Source organism: Flavobacterium sp. I3-2 (assembly GCF_013389595.1).
GTDB lineage: Bacteria > Bacteroidota > Bacteroidia > Flavobacteriales > Flavobacteriaceae > Flavobacterium.
In genome coordinates this window covers 1,834,627-1,855,957 of record NZ_CP058306.1, presented here as the reverse complement: position 1 = coordinate 1,855,957, position 21,331 = coordinate 1,834,627, and the positions used below count along the sequence as shown (strand labels likewise).

The following is a 21,331-nucleotide window of genomic DNA, read 5'->3' as shown; positions in this document are numbered from 1 at the left end:
ATGAAATTAATTTATATTTTTGTATTTATTCTTGGCGCTACATTAAATGCCAATGCACAAAATCCAGGACCTAGAAAAGTAAAAGGAAACGGCCGCGTAATAGAAAAAGAACGTCGTTTACCTGAATTTGACAGAATTGAAATTTCTGGAAATATTGACGCTACCATTTTAAACAACGATTTTCAAAAGAAAATTATGGTTAACGGAGACATTAATCTACAAACCTTAATTAAAACAAAAGTTGAAAACGGAACTTTATATTTAACCTACAACAACGATGTAATTATACTTTCGCAGACTGAACCTTTGAAAGTTAGAATTCCTTCAAAAAAAATTAAGGAAATCGTTTTAAAAGACGGTGCGAAACTAACTAATCTAGGTGCAATTGAAACTTTACAATTAAAAATCTCAACAACAGATAACAGTACAGCTGATTTGAAACTAAAAGTTGATGAAGTAATAATGGATATTGAGAACGATTCTGAAATAAAATTAAACGGTTCTGCAAATATTTTAAAAATCAACTACAAGGGTTCTAAAGATTTTGACGCCAGGGAGCTTTCAAACTTTTTTACTGAAATTGAATTAGACGGAAGCGGAAATGTTTATACTAACACAGTTAATGGAATTGATGGAAATATAAACGGAAGCGGAAATTTGTATTACAGAGCAACCAAAACAATGAACGTTACCGAAAACGGAAACGGAAAAGCCGAAAAATATTAATAAACAAAAAGGGATTTCAAAATTTGAAATCCCTTTTTTATTTTTTCTTAGTCGTCAACATAAAATCTTTTAAGTAATAAGGCTCAAAATAAGCTACGTCTTCAAATTTTTCATTCAAGAAGGCATCGTAACTCAAATCAACCATTTCTTTAGCAGATGGATATTTTAAATGCGAATAAAAAACAAAACGTTCCTCTTTTAAAATCGATGCTGTTTTTTCAGCTCCATCACCAATAAAATAAATTTTCCCTTTAATACTATCAAAAGAATTCTCGTCTAAAACCAAAGCTGTTGTTTTGTCTATTAACTCATAATTTGAATCGTATGAAGCCGTAAAAACTTCCATTCGTCTTGCATCAATCATTGGTTGAATAATACCTTCAGTAATAGAAATTTGTTTTGCAAGAATTTGTAACGTATCAATTGCAATTAGTGGAATTCCTAAAGCATAACATAAACCTTTTGCTGTAGAAACACCTATTCTAAGTCCTGTGTAAGAACCAGGTCCTTTACTAACTGAAACTGCATTTAAATCAGCTAATTTGATTTGAGCTTCTGCAATAACTTCTTCAATAAATACATGAAGCTTTTCTGCGTGGTTAAAATTTTCTTCAGCCAATTCGCGAAGCGCAATTAATTCGTTATTTTTAGAAACAGAAACCGAACATTGTTTGGTCGCTGTTTCTATATTTAAAATATAAATCATTTTTTAACTTGTTCTCCTTTAACAGAAACCTTATCTCCTACTTTCAATGTTTTACTAACAACAGAATAAGGTCCTACAATTATTTGATCACCAGGTTTCAAACCTTCTAATATTTGAATATTTTTATTATCTTGAATACCAGTTTTCACAAAGCGAAGTTCGGCTTTATCTCCGTTTTTCACAAATACTGCTTCATTTTTTTTCTCTTCTGTATCAACAACAACATTTTCAGTAACTGTAACTTTATCATCTTTTACTTTCTCCACAACTTTTGTAGATTCTACAGACTCTGCTTGAGTTTTCATAACAATTGCACTAATAGGAACCATAGTAACATTTGTTAGTTTTTTTGAAATTATATCAACTGTTGCCGTCATTCCAGGTCGAAAAGGTGAATAAGATACTGGTTTTCCTTCTAACAAATCTTGATATGATTCTTTTAAGATTCTAACTTTTACTTTAAAATTTGTTACCTGATCCGCAGTAGTTGTTGTACTTGTAGAAGAATTCGAAATCGAAGTAACAACACCTTTAAATTCTTTCTTCAAATAAGCATCAACTTCAATAATTGCTTCATTTCCGACAGCGATTTTAACAATATCATTTTCATTAACATCGACTTCAACCTCCATATTATCCAAATTAGCAACGCGCATCAACTCAGTTCCAGTCATTTGTTGTGTTCCCAAAACACGCTCACCAAGTTCAACATCTAAACGAGAAATAGTACCTGCAACCGGTGCGTAAATCGTTGTACGATTCATGTTATCTCTTGCTTCAGTTACTGAAGCTTGCGCGGCTTCAACATTAAATTTCGATGAATTTTTAGACGCAACTGCTACTTCATAAGCCGATACAATTTTATCCCATTCTGCTTTTGAAATCACACCTTTATCTAAAAGAACTTTATTTCTATCGTAACTCAATTTAGCTTCTTTTAATTGCGCTTCGGCTTGACTTAAACCTGCTCTAGAAGTTGCTAAGGAAGCCACAGTACGATCAATACTCGATTGATATAAATCAGGATTGATACGAACCAAAAGTTGTCCTTTTGTAACCAATTGACCTTCTTTTACCGGAAGATCAATAATCTCCCCTGAAACTTCAGATGAAATTTTGACTTCGATTTCAGGTTGAATTTTCCCTGTTGCAGAAACTTTTTGAATAATTTCACCGGTTGCCAAAGTTGCAACTTCAACTTCCGTTGACTTATTTTTATCATTTAAATTTTTGTCGATTAAATAGATTCCAATTGCTGCGAATACAACAATAATAATGCTAACAATAATGGCTGTTTTATATTTTTTCATCGTGTATTAGTTTTTAAAGATTGGTAATCCAAAATAGTATTCTAAAATTTTTGTTTTGAAAATGAAATCATATTTTGTTCGTAATAATTCTGATTCAGCTGCAATGACTAAATTTTGATTTTGATTTAAATCGAAAATATTTAACAATCCAACATCATATCGCTGTCTAGCATATTCTAAGGATTGCTTACGTGCTGTTAGAGTTTTTTGGGCAGCTTTATAAGTTTGTAAAGCACCTTGCGTATCTGAATATGCTGTATATACTTTTTGCTCTATTTGTAAATTGGTTTCTTTTAAATTTAATTCAGCAGTTTCATATGCAATTTTAGTACGATTTACATTATTCCTAATTTGAAAACCATTCAATATTGGAATTGAAAGTGAAATTCCAAAATTCTGTCCTTTATTTGTATCGAATTGATCAAAAATACCTTTTGCAGGTCCTAAAATTGGAGTATAATTAGGTGTCAAAACACTTTGGTTTGTTCCTTCTACATAACCGATAGTATTTGTTGGATTAGCTTGATTCAATTCATAGCCATTCACGATTTTAGAATATGCAGCACGAGTTTGAAAACTATAAAAACCACGAATCGTTGGCAAATAAGATGCTTTGGCAATTTGAATATCTTTTTTAGCAATTTCTAATTCAGCTTCGTTAATTTTTGATTCTAATAAAACGTTTTTAGATTTTTCTACTATCGATTCTGGTGATTCTAATAAAACGGAACTATCTTCTGCTATAATATTTTCTTCAATCACATCGAAATGTTCGTAATCTGAAATTTGTAATAATTGCGCCAATGCTAATTTAGAAATTTTAAGATTATTTTCTGCAATGGTCATGTTTTGCAAAGTTGTAGCTAAAGTTGCTTCGCTATCTAACAAATCACCTGAAGGTACATTTCCTGCATCGACTAAAATTTTGATTCTGTCGTATTGAGAAGCATCATATTTATATTGCGATTGATATACTCTTAAAAACTCTCTGTTAAATAGAATTTGTAAATATGAATTCACAACGTTAATTGAAATATCATCTTGTAATTTTTCTTGTTGATATTTTGCTGACAATTCTGTCAAACGACTTCGTTGCAAACGATAAAGATTTTGAGAACCTTTGTAAATATCAATACCAACATCTAAACCAGCTGAAGTAAATTGGGTTGTTTGATTTTCTAGCAAACCTGTTGTTATATTTTGATTCAAACCAATATTCCAAGAATGCGAAGACGAAAGATTTGCAGAAGGTAAAAAATTTCCGATAGCGTCACTTTTGTTTATTAAGGCATTTTGATATTGCAATTCAGACTTTTGTACAGAAATATTATTATCTCTTGCATGAGAAATACATTCTTGTAAAGTCCAAAGTTTATGTTGCGCAAAAGATGCGGTTGTAGAAACCACAAATAAGATTGCTATATTCCAAAAACTCCTTTTCATACTTTTTATTTTAATAGTATAAGTAGATAATTCTTAAAAATTGTTACAAAAAAAATAAAAAAAAACTGCGTGAAGCAGTTTTATATATCGTAATTAAATCGTCATTTTTTTCTTTTTCATTATTTTATAAATAGCCCAACCAATAACTACTAATAAAATATAAGGAAAAGCCATTAAATAAACAATTCCATCGTTGATTGATTCGGCTTTTACACCTGATTCTTCAGTTTCTAAAACCGCTCTACACATGGCACATTGTGCATTTGAAAGTTGCGTAAACAATAAAATTATTGAAACTAAAATCGTCGTTTTTATATTTGAAAAATTCATTTCTTTAAAATTAATTTACATAATAAGGCGAAATCATCAGATAAACAATTACACCAGTAACAGCAACATATAACCACATTGGATAAGTGATTCTTGCTAATTTTTTGTGACGTTGATATGAACCCGAAATTCCTCTTACAAATGTAATTAAAACAAACGGAATGATAATAATTGACAATAAAATATGCGTAATCAAAATAAAGAAATAAACATATCGAATGACACCTTCGCCACCGAATTTAGTTTCGATTGAAGTCATGTGATACGCAACATACATTGCTAAAAATGCAACTGAACAGGCAATACAAACTTTGATTATTTTTTCGTGTAATTTTACATTTCCTTTTTTTATAGCAGCAACTGCTAAAAACAATAAGATTGCAGTAACCCCATTTATTGCCGCATAAATTGGTGGTAAAAAAGACAATGGTTTAACATCGTATCCTAATTTTTGTAAATTAACTGAAAACAATATTGCAACAACAACAGGAATTGCAATTGATAAAATCCAAATCCAAATATTATATTTTTTTTCTAATTCTCTATTTTCCATTACTCTGCTAATAATTTTTTAATATCTTCTTTAATCATTTTCACACCTTCTTCTGAAGTTCCGTCATAATAAACAATCGGATTTCCAAAATCGTCTTTACGTGAACGTAATTTTCCGTTTTTATCAATTAGTGCAAACAATCCTGAATGTTCAAATCCACCTGGAGCATCATTGTTAGCTCCAACATACATATTATAATTTTTAGCTAAATCAAAAATATCCTTTTGTGAACCAGCGAAAAAATTCCAATTTTCATGTATTGCTCCAATATCTTTTGCATGTTGTTTTAGCACTTCTGGCGTATCATTAATTTCATCGATTGAGAAAGAAGCTATACCAAAATTTTTATCGTATATATGTTCTTTTTGAATTTCAACCATATTTTCATTCATAATCGGACAAATCGTTGGACAAGAAGTGAAGAAAAATTCTACTAAATAAACTTTATCTTTATAAAACTCCTCAGTAATAACATCATTATTTTGATTGGTAAAACTAAATTTAGGTGCCGTTGCTATTTCGACTAATTCGCTTTTAGGCGCTATATTTAAACGATCATTTTCAACCATAGCATTACCTTTAAATCTATCAATAATTTTAGGAATAACAAGAATTCCAAATACTAAAATGATAAACGAAATTCCAATATAAGCTTTATTCTTCATGATTTATTTTATTACATTTTCTTCTTTGTTATTCTTTTTAAGTGCCAAACGATATTCAGCTAATATCACTTTAACATCATCAGACATTTCATTGTGTAAATCTGCTGCTGAAGTAGTATTGTATCCTTCGCGATATTCTTCTTCGCCTTTTTTGTTAGTTCCTTTTCTACCGCGCAGATTTAATTCTTTATCGATTATAAATACATTTGATGTTCCGTTATCTAAATCTAATCCACCAATTAAATTAAGCTTTGCGTAATAATCTTTTATTTCTTCTGGAGTAGCAAAAACAAAAAACCATTTTGACAAATCTGCATCTCTACTTAAAGTTTCTACAATAGAATTAATTTCCGTTTCTGTTCCTTTTGGAGCAACGTATACCACTTGAAAATCAACAAATTCCATATTTTTAGAATAGATTTTGTGACATAGATTTGTGATATTTCCTTTAACTTCATTTATATTATTTCCAGGAAAACCAAGAATTGTGATTCTATTTTTTAGTTGAATTACACTATCATTTTGGGTTTTAAGATTTGGTAATTCTGGAACATTTGGAGTTACAACAGGAAGCTTTACAAAGTTATTAACTCCAGAAGCGAAAAATAAATAAGCTACAATTGGAATTATAAATAAAGCTACAATTAAAAAGACTTTTTTCATTATGAAAATTTTTACAAAAATAGAAAAAAGGCGGTGAAACACCGCCTTTTTAACTTGATTTTATGGATTTAAAAAATCCATCTATAACTTGAATTTTGGAATACTTCGTGTATGTAATGCCCTTCAGTTAAAACAATAGCAGTTAAATAAACACCTAAAAATGCTAAAGTTCCTACGATTGACCATCTAAAAGATGCCTTCTCTCCCTCAAGGTGCATGAAAGCCCACATAATGTAGTATGCTTTCCATATTGTTAAGATAATAAATATCCAGTTTAGTAAACTTAACGTTAAAACTTCTGTGTGAAATAAAAACGCTGGTTTAATAATTCCTAAAACAACTTCTACAAAAGTAATAAGTGATAATATAATAAATACTGTCCAAATTCTTTTTGTATTAGAACCGTGTGTGCTTGCTCCCATTTTAATTAAGATTTAAATATTATACTAAGTAGAAGAATGTAAATACAAACACCCAAACTAAATCTACAAAGTGCCAGTATAATCCGACTTTTTCTACCATTTCATAGCTTTTTCTTCTTTCGTAAGTACCTAACAATACGTTAAAGAAAATAATGATATTAAGTAAAACTCCTGTTGCAACGTGGAATCCGTGGAATCCTGTGATAAAGAAGAATAAATCTGCGAATGATTTATGTCCGTATTCGTTTCTTACTAAGTTAGCTCCTTCAACAACATATTTAAATTCTGAAGCTTGAGCTAGAGATTCTTCTCTTGAAAGAATTACTTTTTTATGTCTTCCTTCGTCAAATTGCGTTCTAATTAAAATATTTGGATTTTTTTCTAAACCTGCTTGAATTTGAGCTACTGAATACGTTGAAGGTGTTGAGTTTCCTAAAAACCAATAAGCCTCGCTTCTGTTTAAAGCTACGCGCTCATCTGGAATTGAAGTATCAGCAAAATCAGCTAACGCAACACGCTTACCATCTTTGTCAACAAATTGTAAAATTTGCCCACCTTGAGTTTCTACAGCTCCGTAAGTTCCTGTGATGAAGTTTTTCCATTCCCAAGCTTGAGAACCTAAGAAAATAAAACCACCCACAATCGTTAAAAGCATGTAAACAGCTACTTTGTTTTTTTTCATTTGGTGTCCAGCATCTACAGCCAAAACCATAGTTACTGAAGAGAAAATTAAAATAAATGTCATTAATGCCACATAGTACATCGGTGCTTCTACACCATGTAAAAAAGGAAAGTGATTAAACACCTCATCTGCAATTGGCCAAGAATTAATGAATTTATATCTTGTAAAACCGTAGGCTACAAGAAAACCACAAAATGTTAATGCATCTGACAATATGAAATACCACATCATCATTTTTCCGTAGCTTGCGCCTAGAGGTTGCTGTGATGCTCCTCCCCCCCAGACTTTTTCTTTAGTCGCTGCTGTAGTAACTGTCGCTCCCATAAAAATTTTAAAAAGTTAAAAAGTTCCCAAATTTACACATTTTTTCTATTCAAGAAAAGTAAATTCACTAATTGTAAAAAGTAAAAAATAAAAATAAATACAACCATAAGAAATCCAAGAAGTGCCAAAACATTGCACCTAACTCTATTCCAAGACTTTGAGTTGCATTATACCTTTGTTTATAATGATTATAAATTACTATTAATAACGAAATTAAAGATCCAATAATATGAACCATGTGTACCAAAACAATCAGATACAAAAAAGACATAGTCACATTACTTTCACTTCCTGTAAAATAGTATCCTTCCGCAACAATTTGCGAAAAACCTGTGAATTGCAAAGCTATAAAGAGAATACCTAACAACAAAGTAATCCCTAAATAGATTGACGTTAAATTACGATTATTTTTCTTTATAGAAACCTTTGCCATGTGAAAAGTAAAGCTACTTATCAACATAATTATTGTACTATATAAAAAAGCACTAGGCAAATTAAGATCATTCAACCAATCTGGCCTACTACTACTAACCACATACGCACTCGTTAAGCCAGCGAAAATCATTACTACACTTGCCATCCCTAACAATAGCATCGTTTTATAAGCTTTCTCCTTTTTTATGCGTTCTTTATTAACTTCTAACGTATTCATTATCTAATAAATTTATCAATTATATATATAATTTGAATCAACGAAATATACGAAACACTCACCAACATCAATGAACGAGCTGCTTTTGCGGTTCTTGTCTTATATAACTGTACGGCTGCGAACAACATCCACAATCCACATAACAGAACAAAAACAGCTGCAATTGGTGTTAAAAACAATCTTCCTGTTAAACCAAAAGCTGGAAAAATAGAAACTAATATCAACCAAATTGTATATAATATAATCTGCAAAGCAGTTTTGGTATCTCGTTTACCAGTTGGCAACATTGAGAATCCACCTTTTTTATAGTCGTCATACAAAAACCAACCGATTGCCCAAAAATGAGGAAACTGCCAAAAAAACTGAATAATAAAAAGCATACCTGCCTCTATACCAAATTCTCCAGTTGCTGCAACCCACCCTAACATAAACGGAATTGCCCCGGGAATTGCTCCTACAAAAACCGATAATGGTGTTACAGTTTTTAATGGTGTATAAACACTTGTATAAAGAAAAATTGAAATCGCACCAAACATAGCTGTTTTAGGATTTACAACATACAATATTGCGACACCCAAAATCGTCAGAATAATTGCCATTGTCAGGGCAGTTTTTGGAGAAACTCGACCAGAAGCTACCGGACGATTTTTGGTACGATCCATTTTAGCATCTAAATCTTTTTCGATAATTTGGTTGTACACATTTGATGCACCAACCATACAATATCCTCCAACAGCTAACAAAACAAGAGTTACATAATTAACTTCACTCCAGTCATTTACAGCTAAAAAATACCCTGCAATTGTAGAAAAAACAACACTTACAGCCAAACCAGCTTTGGTCATTGCTTTAAATTCAGAAAAAAGGGTAATGCTTTTATTATTTATTTGTTCCAAAATAGTAATATTTTGTAATTTTAATGGTGTGCAAATATACTTTAAAAAATTGGTAAACACCACAATTCCTCAAATAAGTATCTGTTAAACTTCTAATAATTACTATTTCCTTTTTGTCCGAATAAAATTGCTTTTTGCGAAGATGTCCCAATTCGTTTAACACCTAGTTTAATCATATCAATTGCTTCTTGAGTTGTACGAACACCTCCGGACGCTTTAACTGGTAATGGCGAAGCGTTTTCTAACATTAAAACTATTGAGTGAACGGTCGCTCCATTTGGCTCTCCATTTGGTGTTTTGAAAAAACCTGTTGATGATTTCACGAAAACGTTGTCGTAATCATTTTCTTTAAAATTTGAAATCACAATGCGTTTGATCAAAGTTGTCAATTGAACAATTTCTTTATCTGTTAATGCAGCAACTTCAATTATCCATTTTACAATTTTGTTATTTTCTAAACCTAACTTGGTTCCTTCTAAAATTTCAGTTGAAACGCTGTCAATTTCACCTTTTTTAAAGGCTTGATAATCGACCACGAAATCTAAATCATCTGCACCTAAATCTATTGCATTCTGGGCTTCTTTTAATTTTTTTTCTAATCCTCCAGTTCCAAAAGGAAAATCGATTACTGTTCCTACTTGAACTTTAGATTTTGCTTTAGCTAACATTTCTTTAGCCAATGCGATGTAATTACTGCGAATCATAACCAATTTATAATTATCTATGATGGCATCTTCGATTAATTCAATAACATTTTGATTTGTTTCTTGCTCAGTTAATCCACTATCTGCAGGAGTTTTCAGATAGGTTGCGTCTAAATATGTATTTAATTCCATGTTGTTATAATTAAAAAACCTCACTAAGTTAGTGAGGTTTTTATTATTTTGAAATTAATTTGCTTATTAATATTCCAGTTAAAATTCCAGAGCAATTACAAATCACATCTAAAAATTCACCTGAACGGGTTTTGGTAAAATTTTCTTGAATTATCTCAATCAAAATACCAAATGAACTACCAACAATAAAAATAAGTAAAGCGCATTTTTTAAATGAATTTGGTATATTCTTTTTAACTAAACTCCACATCCAAAAAAAAGATAACAAAGTATAAAGTATAAAATGAACTATTTTATCGATATTCGGAATCTTAATTTGTTGAACTTGCTTGATATTTGAGAAACTCATCAAACAAAGAATTGGAATTAAAACAGTCCAAAAAATTGCAAATCCAATTCTAAATTTACGCTCCAATTAACTCTTTGTATTGCTCGTCTGATAATAATGAATCTACTTGTGCTAAATCAGAAATTTTGATTTTAATCATCCAACCTTTTCCGTAAGCATCTGTATTTACTAATTCTGGTTCAGTTTCTAACTCTTCATTGAATTCGATAATTTCACCACCTAATGGTAAAAATAAATCAGAAACTGTTTTAACTGCCTCAACTGTTCCGAAAACTTCGTCTTGATCTAAAGTTTGATCTAAAGTTTCAACTTCAACATAAACAATGTCTCCTAATTCTTTTTGCGCGAAATCTGTAATTCCTACAGTTGCAACATCTCCTTCAATACTTACCCACTCGTGGTCTTTTGTGTACTTTAAATTAGCTGGTATATTCATTTTAATTTGTTTTTTACAAATGTATAACTTTATTAATAATTCAAAAATTTTTAAGCTTTAATTTCCGAAATTATAACTTATTCTAAATCCAGCACGAACATTGGTTACAGGGAAAGCTGTAGAAATAACTGCTTTTGAAAAATCATGACTGTAATAGAACGCACCTCTAATATTTTTGGTAAACATATAATCTGCTGTTGCATCAATTGTCCAACGGTCTGTTCCCGCTCCAATAATATTGTTTTCGTAATCTAAATAACGAATAATCGTTGTTGATTGTCTCCAAGTAAAATCAAATTTAACATTCAAATCACTTACGATTGTTCCTCCGTTTGGAGCACCTTCGATATCTGTATTAAATCGAACGTCTTTGATTCTGAATCCAACTCCTAAAACGTAATCATTTCCTTGAACTTCGGTCAATAAATTATTATCAAAACTCATCGAAAGTAAACGATCTCTATTGATAGAAGCGTTGAACTTGAACATTGATTTTGTTTGGAAATCAATTCCGATTAATGGTCTAAATTGTTCTGTTAAATTGATATTTCCTACCACCGTTTCTGATGGATAATTACCCATTGTATTTAACACATCGCGATTAACTTGGTACTCATAATTTGTTTGGAATGAGTTTACCGTATAATTTGATTGATACGCGTGTTTCAAATTAAAGTTATTAAATCGAGATTTGAACCATTGTAAACGAACAAGACCCGAATAATTCACATCCCAATTTGGAAGTGGAAAATCTCTAAAAATTCCTTTCTTAACTGTACTTGCATCTCCTCCTGTATATGCAGATAAAAATGCCGGAATCAAAACTTCTTGATTTGTTCTTCCATAACCAACCGGATATCCATATCGATCTATGTTCGCAGGATTATTCAAATCGATTCCTCTTTCTGTAGCCAAACGATTAGCAACAATGATTCTATTTGCTCGGAAAGTATTGAATGTTTCCGAAAAATCTACTGTACTTTTATTAAAAGCCGTTTTGATTAAAATAGTTGAAATTCCAAAATTTCCATATTCATAAGGTGAACGCGAATTATAAATTCCGTTTTCAACATCGAACTGTTCGTTTAAGCTTTTTGAATATTGTCTATCTCCTCTTAATGTTATGGTTAAATTAGGTATCGGACGAATATCTGCGTTGTACTGTAAACGCTTGGTATTTACACGGCTGAATTCTTGGTTGAATTCTGGGTAAACACTTAAATAACCTCTTCTTGCTGCTTCGTATCTAACATCTGCTTGACTTCCGAAAATAAAGCCCATTGTTGGTTTTGTCGAACCAAAGAAACCTAGACCTGGTAAGAAACCAGGAAGCGCCGTTCCGTTTGTTTCGTTATAATCGATTCTAATCTTTTTGATCGAAGTTGCAATTCCAATTAAAGCATCTGCAAACTCACTTGACTTACTTTCTTCAGTTTTTTTAGCAACTTGATTTCGTTCAATTTTTTCTCCTGGCTTAGGTGGTGCTTGTTTAGTAGTTTCTTTCTTTTTACGTTGAGAACTTGGAACTAATCCAACATCTTTATACAATCTTTCCATCGATAAAGTTGTACTCAAACGATGTGTATTTGCATTTTGAATTGTATTACCTAGTTGATAATTTACTCCTTCGAAATCAACATTCGAAAATGCATCTGAAGAACGTTGCCAACTATAATCTCCTGTATAAGCATAATCTGATTCTAAAAATGATAAATAAGGAATTTTATTAATTGGTAATTTATAATTCAATTTAAATTGTTGCATTCTTGCATTTGCTTCTCCAACATCGAAATACCCATCCCAAACATCTAAATCATTATTTACAACATTAAATTCGTTCATGTAATTTCTAACAATATTGTTTACAGAAACTGCATATCCTAAAGTTAATGATTTGGTCAAATTAAAATTGAATCCATAATTATAGTTGAAATTATAATTTCTTCTATAAAGTGGTTTTATTGCAATACCTTCAACTTCTAATGAACGATATTTCTGACGATTATATTGACGTAATACATTTGTATTGAAAGTTATATTTGTTGGCAATAGATTCAAATTAAAATCAGTCAACAATTTTAAACTTTGCTTACTTTTTAAATCTTTAGCATTTTTAAACGGCTCCAGATTCATTGGTTTGAATGAATAAGCGTAATCCAAAGTTGTTCTGGTCTGTTTATCTAAAACACTTTCAATTTCATAGTTATGCTGCTCTAAAACATTAATCGATTGAGACAAAGAGAAATTCTCTACGTCATAAAATCTCTGAGCTTGACCTTCGCTTCGTTGTTTTCTAACGCCTATGAAATTGATGCTTGTACGTTTTGTATAATCGATTGCGCGTTCTTTTATTGCATCTTTTTCTGATTTTGACGAAGCTTGATCCATCATATCTTTTAAACGAACATCCGGATTATTTGGATCATATTCTGGCGTAATGGTTGCTTCTGAAATCGCATAACTAAACGGAATATTTAAATTCCATTTTTTAGGTAATAACTGATTAACATTAACTGCCGTAGCGATATTATATTGAAAAACATCTTCACGACTTCTCTCTTGCGGTCCTTGCTCGATAGAACCAAAACCGATTGTTGATTTCATTGCTGATGCGTTTATACTTGCAAAGTCAGCAATTTTTGCATCGATTGTTGACACAGCCGCCCAACCTGCTTTTTTATCCATATCAGACAAACGCAATTCGTTGAACCAAACATCTCCTCGAATATCTCTTGGTGTTCCTGTATTTGCATATAAAATATCTGTATTATTGCGGATACCCAACATCATGTTACGAACCAATCCGAAGTTTGGATTTCCTTTAACTCCTATTCTTAACTTATTAACTTTTGTTGCCAAAGAAGGATCAAGCTCCATTTCATCTTTGAAATAGATAAATCGAGGATCGTAATTTGCGTCTTTATTTTTTAGGTTTTTTAATTTAGTTAATAAATCTAATTGAAGTTCAATCTCATTTGCTAATTTCCAAATTTCATTCGGATCTGTAGTATTCCATTCAGTAACTTTTAATGGAATTTCTACTTGATAGAAATTTTCTGTAAAGTCATTTCCGAAACGGATAAACGCAACCATTTCATCATCTTTTAATCGATCTGAAGCAATTGGTGACTCTAAAGATTCGGCGTGTAAAAACATACGTAATTTTTTATATTGACGCATATCTACATTTACAGATTTGAAAACTGCACGCGAATCTCCAGGTTCTAAACCATTTGTCGAAGTTACATTCTGACTTTGTTTATAAACACGTAAAGATAACGATTGTTCGTTCTGATTAATAATTGTATTATTTTGATTTACACGTTCACGAACCAATCCTGGAGGTAAAACATACGGAATAGGTTGGCGAGCAAAATTTTCAATAATATTTAAAGTCGTCACATCAAATCCCGTATTTGTTCCTAATGGATTGATATTTGGATCTTCTACTAAAGATTCTTGATAACGTCTCCAATCACTTCGAACTAAATTTAAACTACCAAAACGAAGCGTAACTTCATCTGTAAATCCAGTTACAAACATACGCATGAAACGAATTGATTGTAAATCTGAAATTGCTCCGACTGCAAATTCTGGCAAATCTGAAATTGGCACTTTATATTGAACCCATTTTACTGGCGTTGTTCCACCATTAGGTAATTGAGCTGTTGTAGTTTGTACGTCCACTACATAATTTTCTCCAAGTACTGGATTTGGTCTAATCGGCACTTTATATTGAAAATATGCGTTGATTGTATTCATGGTATTGTCACCATCAATATCTTCAACATCTGGTAAGTTTTTAGCTCCGCGATCATTATCAGAAAAACTTACAGGTGAATTTCCTTGTAACCCATTATAGTTTTTATAGCGTTGCAAAACGTTCCCTGTTGCATTTAAGAAATACTCATAATTGTCCGCAGCTGGATCTGCAAACTGAGCAAATTGTGGAAATTGAGTTGCTTCTTGTCCATCAAGAATACCATCTAAACCAGCATCTTGAATCGCACGATTTGCAGGATCCGTATCAAAAGCATAAATTAAAGCGGTTGATGCAGGAACTTTACCCCAAATGGTACTCAAAGTAGAACCTTGTCCGTTTGCTCCAGGCAATCCATTCTCATATTGTTTCAATCCGTCTTGTAAAATATCTTCAGAAATATATCCAAGATTTAAATTTAATTCTCCAATATTATTAAAGTCTGCAACATCATTTGGATTACCAGTAAATGGATCTAACATCCAAAATTCGACATATTCGATATTCGAACGTTCAAAGTTTGATGTCGAAATCGCTCGCATAATTCCACCCCAATGATCTTGAGGATTTGTGAATGAATTATTCGCTAAAAATTGAGGATTGAAATTATAAGGTCCACGCTCTTTTGGATAGTAAGTTAAATCTAACGTATTAATTGTTAAGTTTTCTCCATTAGCAATATCCATCGTTGGAAATAATTCTTGCTTATAAATTCTTCTTGTTCTGTTTGAAGAAACGTCGTTTTCAGAAACTCCATCTGGACGACGAGAAGATGAATGAAATACTTGGTCAATATTATACCAAGATAATTTTGATCTTTTATAACCCGAAGATAAATCGGTTTGCTCTGCTCCAAATCCAACAGGCACACTTGATAAATACCAAGAATTTGCAGAAGAAATATCAATATTTGTACGTGTTGCTTCAAAATCATCAACATACGAAGTAGCTTCTCCATTCATTTGATCCACTTTTGAATTACCCGGAATCAAATAAGCAAATTCTGTTTTGAAACTAATATTCGATGGAACATCTGTATCAATATTTGGCAGTTTGTTTACCCAACGTGTTAAAAAAGGTGCATCAGCATTGTAATTAAAATTCAAACCAAGCATCGTATTGTTTACAGATTCTTGACCATAAGAAGATTTAACTGTCAAAGGTGTTTCTGACAATCTCAAGAAAGTTGCTCCTAATGAAACATCTTTATTAAATGTATGTTCAACATGAGCTCCGAAGAAAGTTCTACGATTCATGCTCATCATATTATTATTCTCAACGGTTACATTGATTGGCGTATTTGATTGTGCCAAAGATGGATCTAGGATTTCGACGCGACCAGATTGATAATCTACTGTATAATCAGAACCTTCCATTAATGTTCTTCCGCCTGCAGTAACAACAACTGAACCTTGAGGAACATTTAATCCAATATTAATTCCACCTGTTTCACTACGAAATTTACCTTTTACTTGAAATTTATTTTTAGATGCATCTTGAATTGCCCTAGAATATGATTGACGGTATAAGTTCTTATAAACGTATTTTTTCTGATTTTCGTTATACGATGCATCAACTTCGTAATCCTCGCCAGCATTAATAGAAAGCTTATTAAACAAATAATCTCCAAAAGGCTCCACACTCGTAAACATAATCAATCCTCTTTGAGAGTCAATCGTAATACCTTGCATGGTATTTGTGCTTTGAGGTCCAGATTGATTTGAATACGGATTTGAATTTCCTTGATTTGCAAAAGGATCAGCAACTGATGAAGAAACAAAATCAAAGAATCCATCTCCACCTTGCTCAGGATCGTTTGTAGAATTTAATCGATCTAAGTTAAAAACATTTAATAATGGCGTGTTAGCAACATCATCTGGTAATGGAGTTGCTCCTACTGGTGTAATATAATTTAAAGGTGATGGATCTGTATAAAGAATATTTAATCTAAAACCTTCTTGTGTAATATTTTGAGCACCAGGTAAAACATAAACGTTTTTCATCATCAAATCCCAAACTGGTTCTTCAGTTGATGTCAAACTACTTTTTAAAAGTTTCAAAATCAAACTTTGAGATGTTGGTACATCTTGTCCATCTTGATCCTGACCTACAACTGTTGCATCTATTCCATCAGTACCAAATTCACCAACTCGATAAATTTTCTCTCCAATCGTATATTCATATGCAACTGCGATCACTTCATCGTTTGACATTTTTTGATTTAAAGAGATGTAACCTAATTGTGGATGAAATTTAAATTCTGAAGGAGAAAGTTTTCTAGCGTTTTCTAATTTAACAAAATCACGCCCTTCGGTAACTGGAATATTAAATCCAGATGCTGCAGTATTGATATCTCTAATTCCAACATTCAAGAAGTTTGTACCAATTTTCCCTGGGTCGAACTGGTTATTGGCATTATTTGTTGGCGTATTTGTTGGAGCCAACAAAAAGTTAGGATACAAATTCAAATCAATTCCAATACTACGATCCGCCGGAACATTTGACAAACGAGTTTCTCCTAAATCTTGTAAACCTAAAATATTTCTAAAGTTATTATCTTTATTTGCAATACGATTTTGGCGGTTGGTAATCCAAACTTCAACACGTGTAATACGTGCACGACTATCTATATATGGATAATTACGTAAGGCTTGATCATAACGATCTCTAAAATACTGAGATAAAAAGAAGTGACGATCAGCATCGTAATCTAAGGCAAAAAATTCAAAATTTTCAACTAAACCACCGCCTTCAGTTGTAATGGTTCTTGACTCGGAATTTTGTTTAGAGAAAATTCCTGTAACTCTTGTTTTTCCAAATTGCAATTCTGTTTTAACACCAAACAAACTTTGTGCTCCTCTGATTAATGAATTATTAATTGGCATGGCAACATTACCAACTTCTATTTTCTGAAGAATATCATCTTCTTCAGGTGTGTATTCAAGCTTAATCATTTGTTGTTGAATTCCAAAAGTGGCCTCTGTATCGTAATTTATGTTTACGTCTAATTTAGTTCCAACTTTACCTTGCATACTCAATGTGATTTTTTGATCAAAATCCATTGTAAAAGTTCGTCGGTTTCTTGGAGAAATCAACGGATTATCTTGTTTTGTATAACGAACACCTAAATCAACTTCAACTGTTCCTAAAGGTTTTAAATCAATGGTATTACTTCCGAAAATAGACTCAAATAATTTAGAATTCACATAATATCTAGGTAAAAGATCTTTCTTCTCTTCATCGGTGGCAGTACCATCAATTGCAGCTTGTTTTTTTTGAAAATATTCAAGCATAGTTTTACGCATGACTAAATTTGAATATTCATCACGAGTTAAAAACATGGGATATTGCATATCAAATCCATCGATCGTGCGTGTATAAACATAACGGTCAGTCAATGGATCATAAGTATATGCTTCGATAATACTTTTTACATCTTCAATTTTAATATTACCGATAAGATTCGAATTTTTATCATCATCGTTCTCTTCGGTTACAACTTGAGCATTTGTTTGGAATGAAATCCAAAACAAAGCTATAAGCCAGATATACTTTTTTATAAATATTTTTTTTGGTAAGGCCTTCAAATTCTATAAGTTTTTTAAAGCTTGTTTAATAATCATTTCAACAGAAGCATCGGGAATTTGTTCGACGATTTTCTTCACAATTTTTTCGGAAGATTTTCTTACAAATCCAAGAACCTCTAAAGCAGATAACGCTTCTTCTGAATTTGTATTGTGATAAGTAACAGTTAAATCTTCAATATTGAACAATTTAATAACTTTTTCTTGTAATTCAATAATCAATCTTTGAGCAGTTTTTATTCCAATTCCTTTTATTGATTGAATTGTTTTTAAATCGTTTGATGCAATTGCATTCATCAATTCTTTAGGATTTGTATGCGAAAGCATATTGCGAGCAGTGTTTCCACCAATTCCAGAAACTGAAATTAATAATTTAAAAATTTCTTTTTCTACTTTATCAGCAAATCCATATAATGTTTGTGAATCTTCTTTTACTTGAAAATAAGTATGAAGGATAATATTTTCGGAGGTAGGTAATTGAGAATAGGTATGTAATGAAATATGTATATGATATCCAATTCCATTACAATCAATAACAACATCTGTAGGTGATTTCTCAACCAATCTTCCTTTTACAAAAGCAATCATAACTCTATTTTTCTTCAAAAATAGAAAAATTTATTAACACTTTTATAACATTTTAAAACTCTTTAGAAGATTGGTTGAAAGAATCTAATATTTATTTTTTACGTTTTTTCTTTTCTTGAGCATCCACAACAGCTACCGCAGTCATGTTTACCATTTCATCAACACTTGCACCTAATTGAAAAACGTGAACAGCTTCTTCTAATCCAAGAATAATTGGACCTATCGAAGTTGCGCCATTTAATTCTTTAAGCATTTTATATGTTGAATTTGCTGCATCTAAATTTGGGAATAAAAGCGTATTTACTTTCTTACCAACCAATTTAGAGAAAGGAAACTTCTCTTTTAGCATGTCTTGATTTAAAGCAAAGTCCATTTGAATTTCGCCATCAACAATCATTTCAGGATGGTGTTTATGAAGAAACTCAACCGCTTGACGCATTTTTTTTGGAGATTCTTCTTTTGAAGAACCAAAATTACCAAAAGAAACCATCGCCATTACTGGTTGCATACCAAACATTTTTACGGTTCTATCTGTCATTAAAGCAATTTTAGCCAATTCTTCTGCAGAAGGATCTGGGTTAATTGCAGTGTCTGCCAAAAACATTGGACCGCGCTTAGTCATCATCAAGTTTGTAGTTGCTACTTTGGTAACTCCTGGCATTTTAGGAATCATCTGCAAAATCGGCTTAATTGCTGAAGGATAACTACGAGAATATCCAGAAAGCATGGCATCTGCTTCGCCTTCTGTTACCATCATTGATGCAAAATAGCTACGTTCGCGCATCATCTTTTCAGCATCTAATAATGTAACTCCTCGGCGTTCGTTCTTATTCCAAAAAGCAGTTGCAAAACGTGTTCTACGCTCAACTTCTTCTTTTGTTTTTGGATCAATAATTTCTACATCTGCATCAAAACCAATTTCTTCTTTAAGTTCAAGAATAATTTCTTTGTTTCCAAGTAAAACCGGAATTGCAATTCCTTCTTCATAAGCAATCTGAGCAGCTTTTAAAACATTTAATTGATCTGCTTCTGTATAAATTACACGTTTAGGTTCTGTTTTAGCACGATTGATTAACAATCGAACCATTTTATTATCATTACCCATTCGAGAAGTTAACTCTTCGCGGTATTTATCCCAATCTGTAATCGGTGCGGTTGCAACACCAGATTCCATCGCTGCTTTAGCAACTGCAGGTGGAACTTCAGTTATCAAACGTGGATCAAAAGGTTTAGGAAGAATATAATCTTTACCAAAAACCAATCTCTTTTCACCGTATGCAATATTTACTTGTTCAGGAACGGATTCTTTAGCTAATTTAGCCAATGCATGTACCGCTGCCATTTTCATTTCCTCGTTGATTTTAGTTGCACGAACATCTAAAGCTCCACGGAAGATGAAAGGAAATCCTAAAACATTGTTGACTTGATTTGGCTTATCTGAACGACCTGTTGCCATGATAATATCTTCACGAGTTGCAATTGCCAATTCGTAATCAATTTCTGGAACTGGGTTTGCCATTGCAAAAACAATCGGATTTACGTTCATCGTTAACAACATTTCTGGAGTTAATACGTTTGGAGCAGATAATCCTAAGAAAACATCGCTTCCTTTCATCGCTTCGGCCAAAGTCAAACCTTCAACGTCTTTTGCGTATTGCATTTGCACAGGAAGTAAATCGGTACGATTGGTATGTAACACACCGTCTTTATCAAACATCACAATGTTCTCAACCTTAACTCCTAACATCAAATATAAATTAGAACAAGCCAAAGCTGCAGAACCTGCACCTGAAACCACTAATTTAATTTCCTCTATTTTTTTGTCAGATAATTCCAAAGCATTTAATAAAGCAGCAGCAGAAATAATTGCTGTTCCGTGCTGATCGTCATGCATTACCGGAATATCTAATTCTTCTTTTAAACGTCTTTCTATTTCAAAAGATTCAGGAGCTTTGATATCTTCTAAATTAATTCCTCCAAAGGTTGGAGCAATATTTTTAACTGTTTCGACAAATTTGTCAATATCTTTGGTATCCACTTCGATATCAAAAACATCAATATCAGCAAAGATTTTAAATAACAAACCTTTACCTTCCATTACAGGTTTTGAAGCTTCTGGACCAATGTCACCTAAACCCAAAACAGCTGTACCGTTTGAAATAACAGCTACTAAATTTCCTTTAGCAGTATATTTATAAACATTCTCAACATTCTTAGCAATTTCTAAACAAGGCTCTGCAACTCCAGGAGAATAGGCTAATGATAAATCTCTTTGAGATGCGTAAGGTTTTGTAGGAACAACAGCAATTTTACCCGGATTTGGTTTTGCATGGTAAAGTAGTGCTTCTCTACGTTTAGTGTCTTTATGCATAATTTCTAGTTTCTATTACAAACAAATATAGCATT

General features: G+C 31.9%; 18 protein-coding genes. 1 reads left to right on the top strand and 17 read right to left on the bottom strand.

The features are described from left to right. Complete coding sequence (locus tag HW119_RS08660; protein WP_177763413.1) at positions 1-726, top strand: head GIN domain-containing protein; 726 nt, start codon at positions 1-3, stop codon at positions 724-726. A 37-nt stretch (positions 727-763) separates the two neighbouring features. Here the strand turns inward: HW119_RS08660 and tsaB are convergent, their stop codons facing one another. From tsaB to HW119_RS08575, 17 genes are all read right to left on the bottom strand, one after another. After that, positions 764-1,432, bottom strand: a complete 669-nt coding sequence (gene tsaB, locus HW119_RS08655) for a tRNA (adenosine(37)-N6)-threonylcarbamoyltransferase complex dimerization subunit type 1 TsaB (protein WP_177763410.1) — start codon at positions 1,430-1,432, stop codon at positions 764-766. Then, positions 1,429-2,742: an efflux RND transporter periplasmic adaptor subunit gene (locus HW119_RS08650; RefSeq protein WP_177763407.1), complete on the bottom strand. Its 1,314-nt coding sequence runs from the start codon at positions 2,740-2,742 to the stop codon at positions 1,429-1,431. The genes tsaB and HW119_RS08650 overlap by 4 nt, the downstream gene beginning before the upstream one ends. A 6-nt stretch (positions 2,743-2,748) precedes the next feature. Next, positions 2,749-4,185 (bottom strand): TolC family protein, encoded by a 1,437-nt coding sequence (locus HW119_RS08645; protein WP_177763404.1) that lies wholly within the window; start codon positions 4,183-4,185, stop codon positions 2,749-2,751. A 93-nt stretch (positions 4,186-4,278) separates the two neighbouring features. Beyond that, positions 4,279-4,515, bottom strand: a complete 237-nt coding sequence (locus HW119_RS08640; RefSeq protein ID WP_177763401.1) for a hypothetical protein — start codon at positions 4,513-4,515, stop codon at positions 4,279-4,281. Positions 4,516-4,525: 10 nt separating this feature from the next. Next, positions 4,526-5,068, bottom strand: coding sequence for a DUF420 domain-containing protein (locus tag HW119_RS08635; RefSeq protein ID WP_177763398.1), 543 nt, complete (start codon positions 5,066-5,068; stop codon positions 4,526-4,528). After that, entirely contained in the window at positions 5,068-5,733 is a 666-nt protein-coding gene (locus tag HW119_RS08630; protein WP_177763393.1) for an SCO family protein, read from the bottom strand. The genes HW119_RS08635 and HW119_RS08630 overlap by 1 nt, the downstream gene beginning before the upstream one ends. 3 nt (positions 5,734-5,736) lie before the next feature. Further along, entirely contained in the window at positions 5,737-6,396 is a 660-nt protein-coding gene (locus HW119_RS08625; RefSeq protein WP_177763390.1) for a hypothetical protein, read from the bottom strand. Between the two features lie 68 nt (positions 6,397-6,464). Beyond that, the gene (locus HW119_RS08620; RefSeq protein ID WP_177763387.1) at positions 6,465-6,818 is read right to left on the bottom strand and encodes a cytochrome C oxidase subunit IV family protein; all 354 of its coding nucleotides are present in this window, start codon (positions 6,816-6,818) and stop codon (positions 6,465-6,467) included. 19 nt (positions 6,819-6,837) lie between these two features. Beyond that, entirely contained in the window at positions 6,838-7,824 is a 987-nt protein-coding gene (locus tag HW119_RS08615; RefSeq protein ID WP_177763384.1) for a cytochrome c oxidase subunit 3, read from the bottom strand. Between the two features lie 67 nt (positions 7,825-7,891). After that, positions 7,892-8,476 carry a heme-copper oxidase subunit III gene (locus tag HW119_RS08610; RefSeq protein ID WP_177763381.1) on the bottom strand — a complete coding sequence of 195 codons (585 nt, stop codon included), beginning with the start codon at positions 8,474-8,476 and terminating at the stop codon, positions 7,892-7,894. Next, positions 8,476-9,321, bottom strand: coding sequence for a heme o synthase (gene cyoE / locus HW119_RS08605; protein ID WP_177766587.1), 846 nt, complete (start codon positions 9,319-9,321; stop codon positions 8,476-8,478). Before cyoE ends, HW119_RS08610 begins: the two co-directional genes overlap by 1 nt. 143 nt (positions 9,322-9,464) lie before the next feature. Then, positions 9,465-10,208, bottom strand: a complete 744-nt coding sequence (gene deoC, locus HW119_RS08600; RefSeq protein ID WP_177763378.1) for a deoxyribose-phosphate aldolase — start codon at positions 10,206-10,208, stop codon at positions 9,465-9,467. 43 nt (positions 10,209-10,251) lie between these two features. Then, on the bottom strand, positions 10,252-10,623 hold the full coding sequence (locus HW119_RS08595; protein WP_177763375.1) for a VanZ family protein: 372 nt from the start codon (positions 10,621-10,623) through the stop codon (positions 10,252-10,254). Then, positions 10,613-10,993 carry a glycine cleavage system protein GcvH gene (gcvH, locus tag HW119_RS08590; protein WP_177763372.1) on the bottom strand — a complete coding sequence of 127 codons (381 nt, stop codon included), beginning with the start codon at positions 10,991-10,993 and terminating at the stop codon, positions 10,613-10,615. Before gcvH ends, HW119_RS08595 begins: the two co-directional genes overlap by 11 nt. 57 nt (positions 10,994-11,050) lie before the next feature. Further along, positions 11,051-18,340: a cell surface protein SprA gene (gene sprA, locus HW119_RS08585; protein WP_177763368.1), complete on the bottom strand. Its 7,290-nt coding sequence runs from the start codon at positions 18,338-18,340 to the stop codon at positions 11,051-11,053. A gap of 3 nt (positions 18,341-18,343) precedes the next feature. Beyond that, positions 18,344-18,925, bottom strand: coding sequence for a Holliday junction branch migration protein RuvA (gene ruvA, locus HW119_RS08580; protein ID WP_177766585.1), 582 nt, complete (start codon positions 18,923-18,925; stop codon positions 18,344-18,346). 91 nt (positions 18,926-19,016) lie between these two features. Beyond that, entirely contained in the window at positions 19,017-21,296 is a 2,280-nt protein-coding gene (locus tag HW119_RS08575; RefSeq protein WP_177763365.1) for an NADP-dependent malic enzyme, read from the bottom strand. Positions 21,297-21,331: the final 35 nt, after the last annotated feature.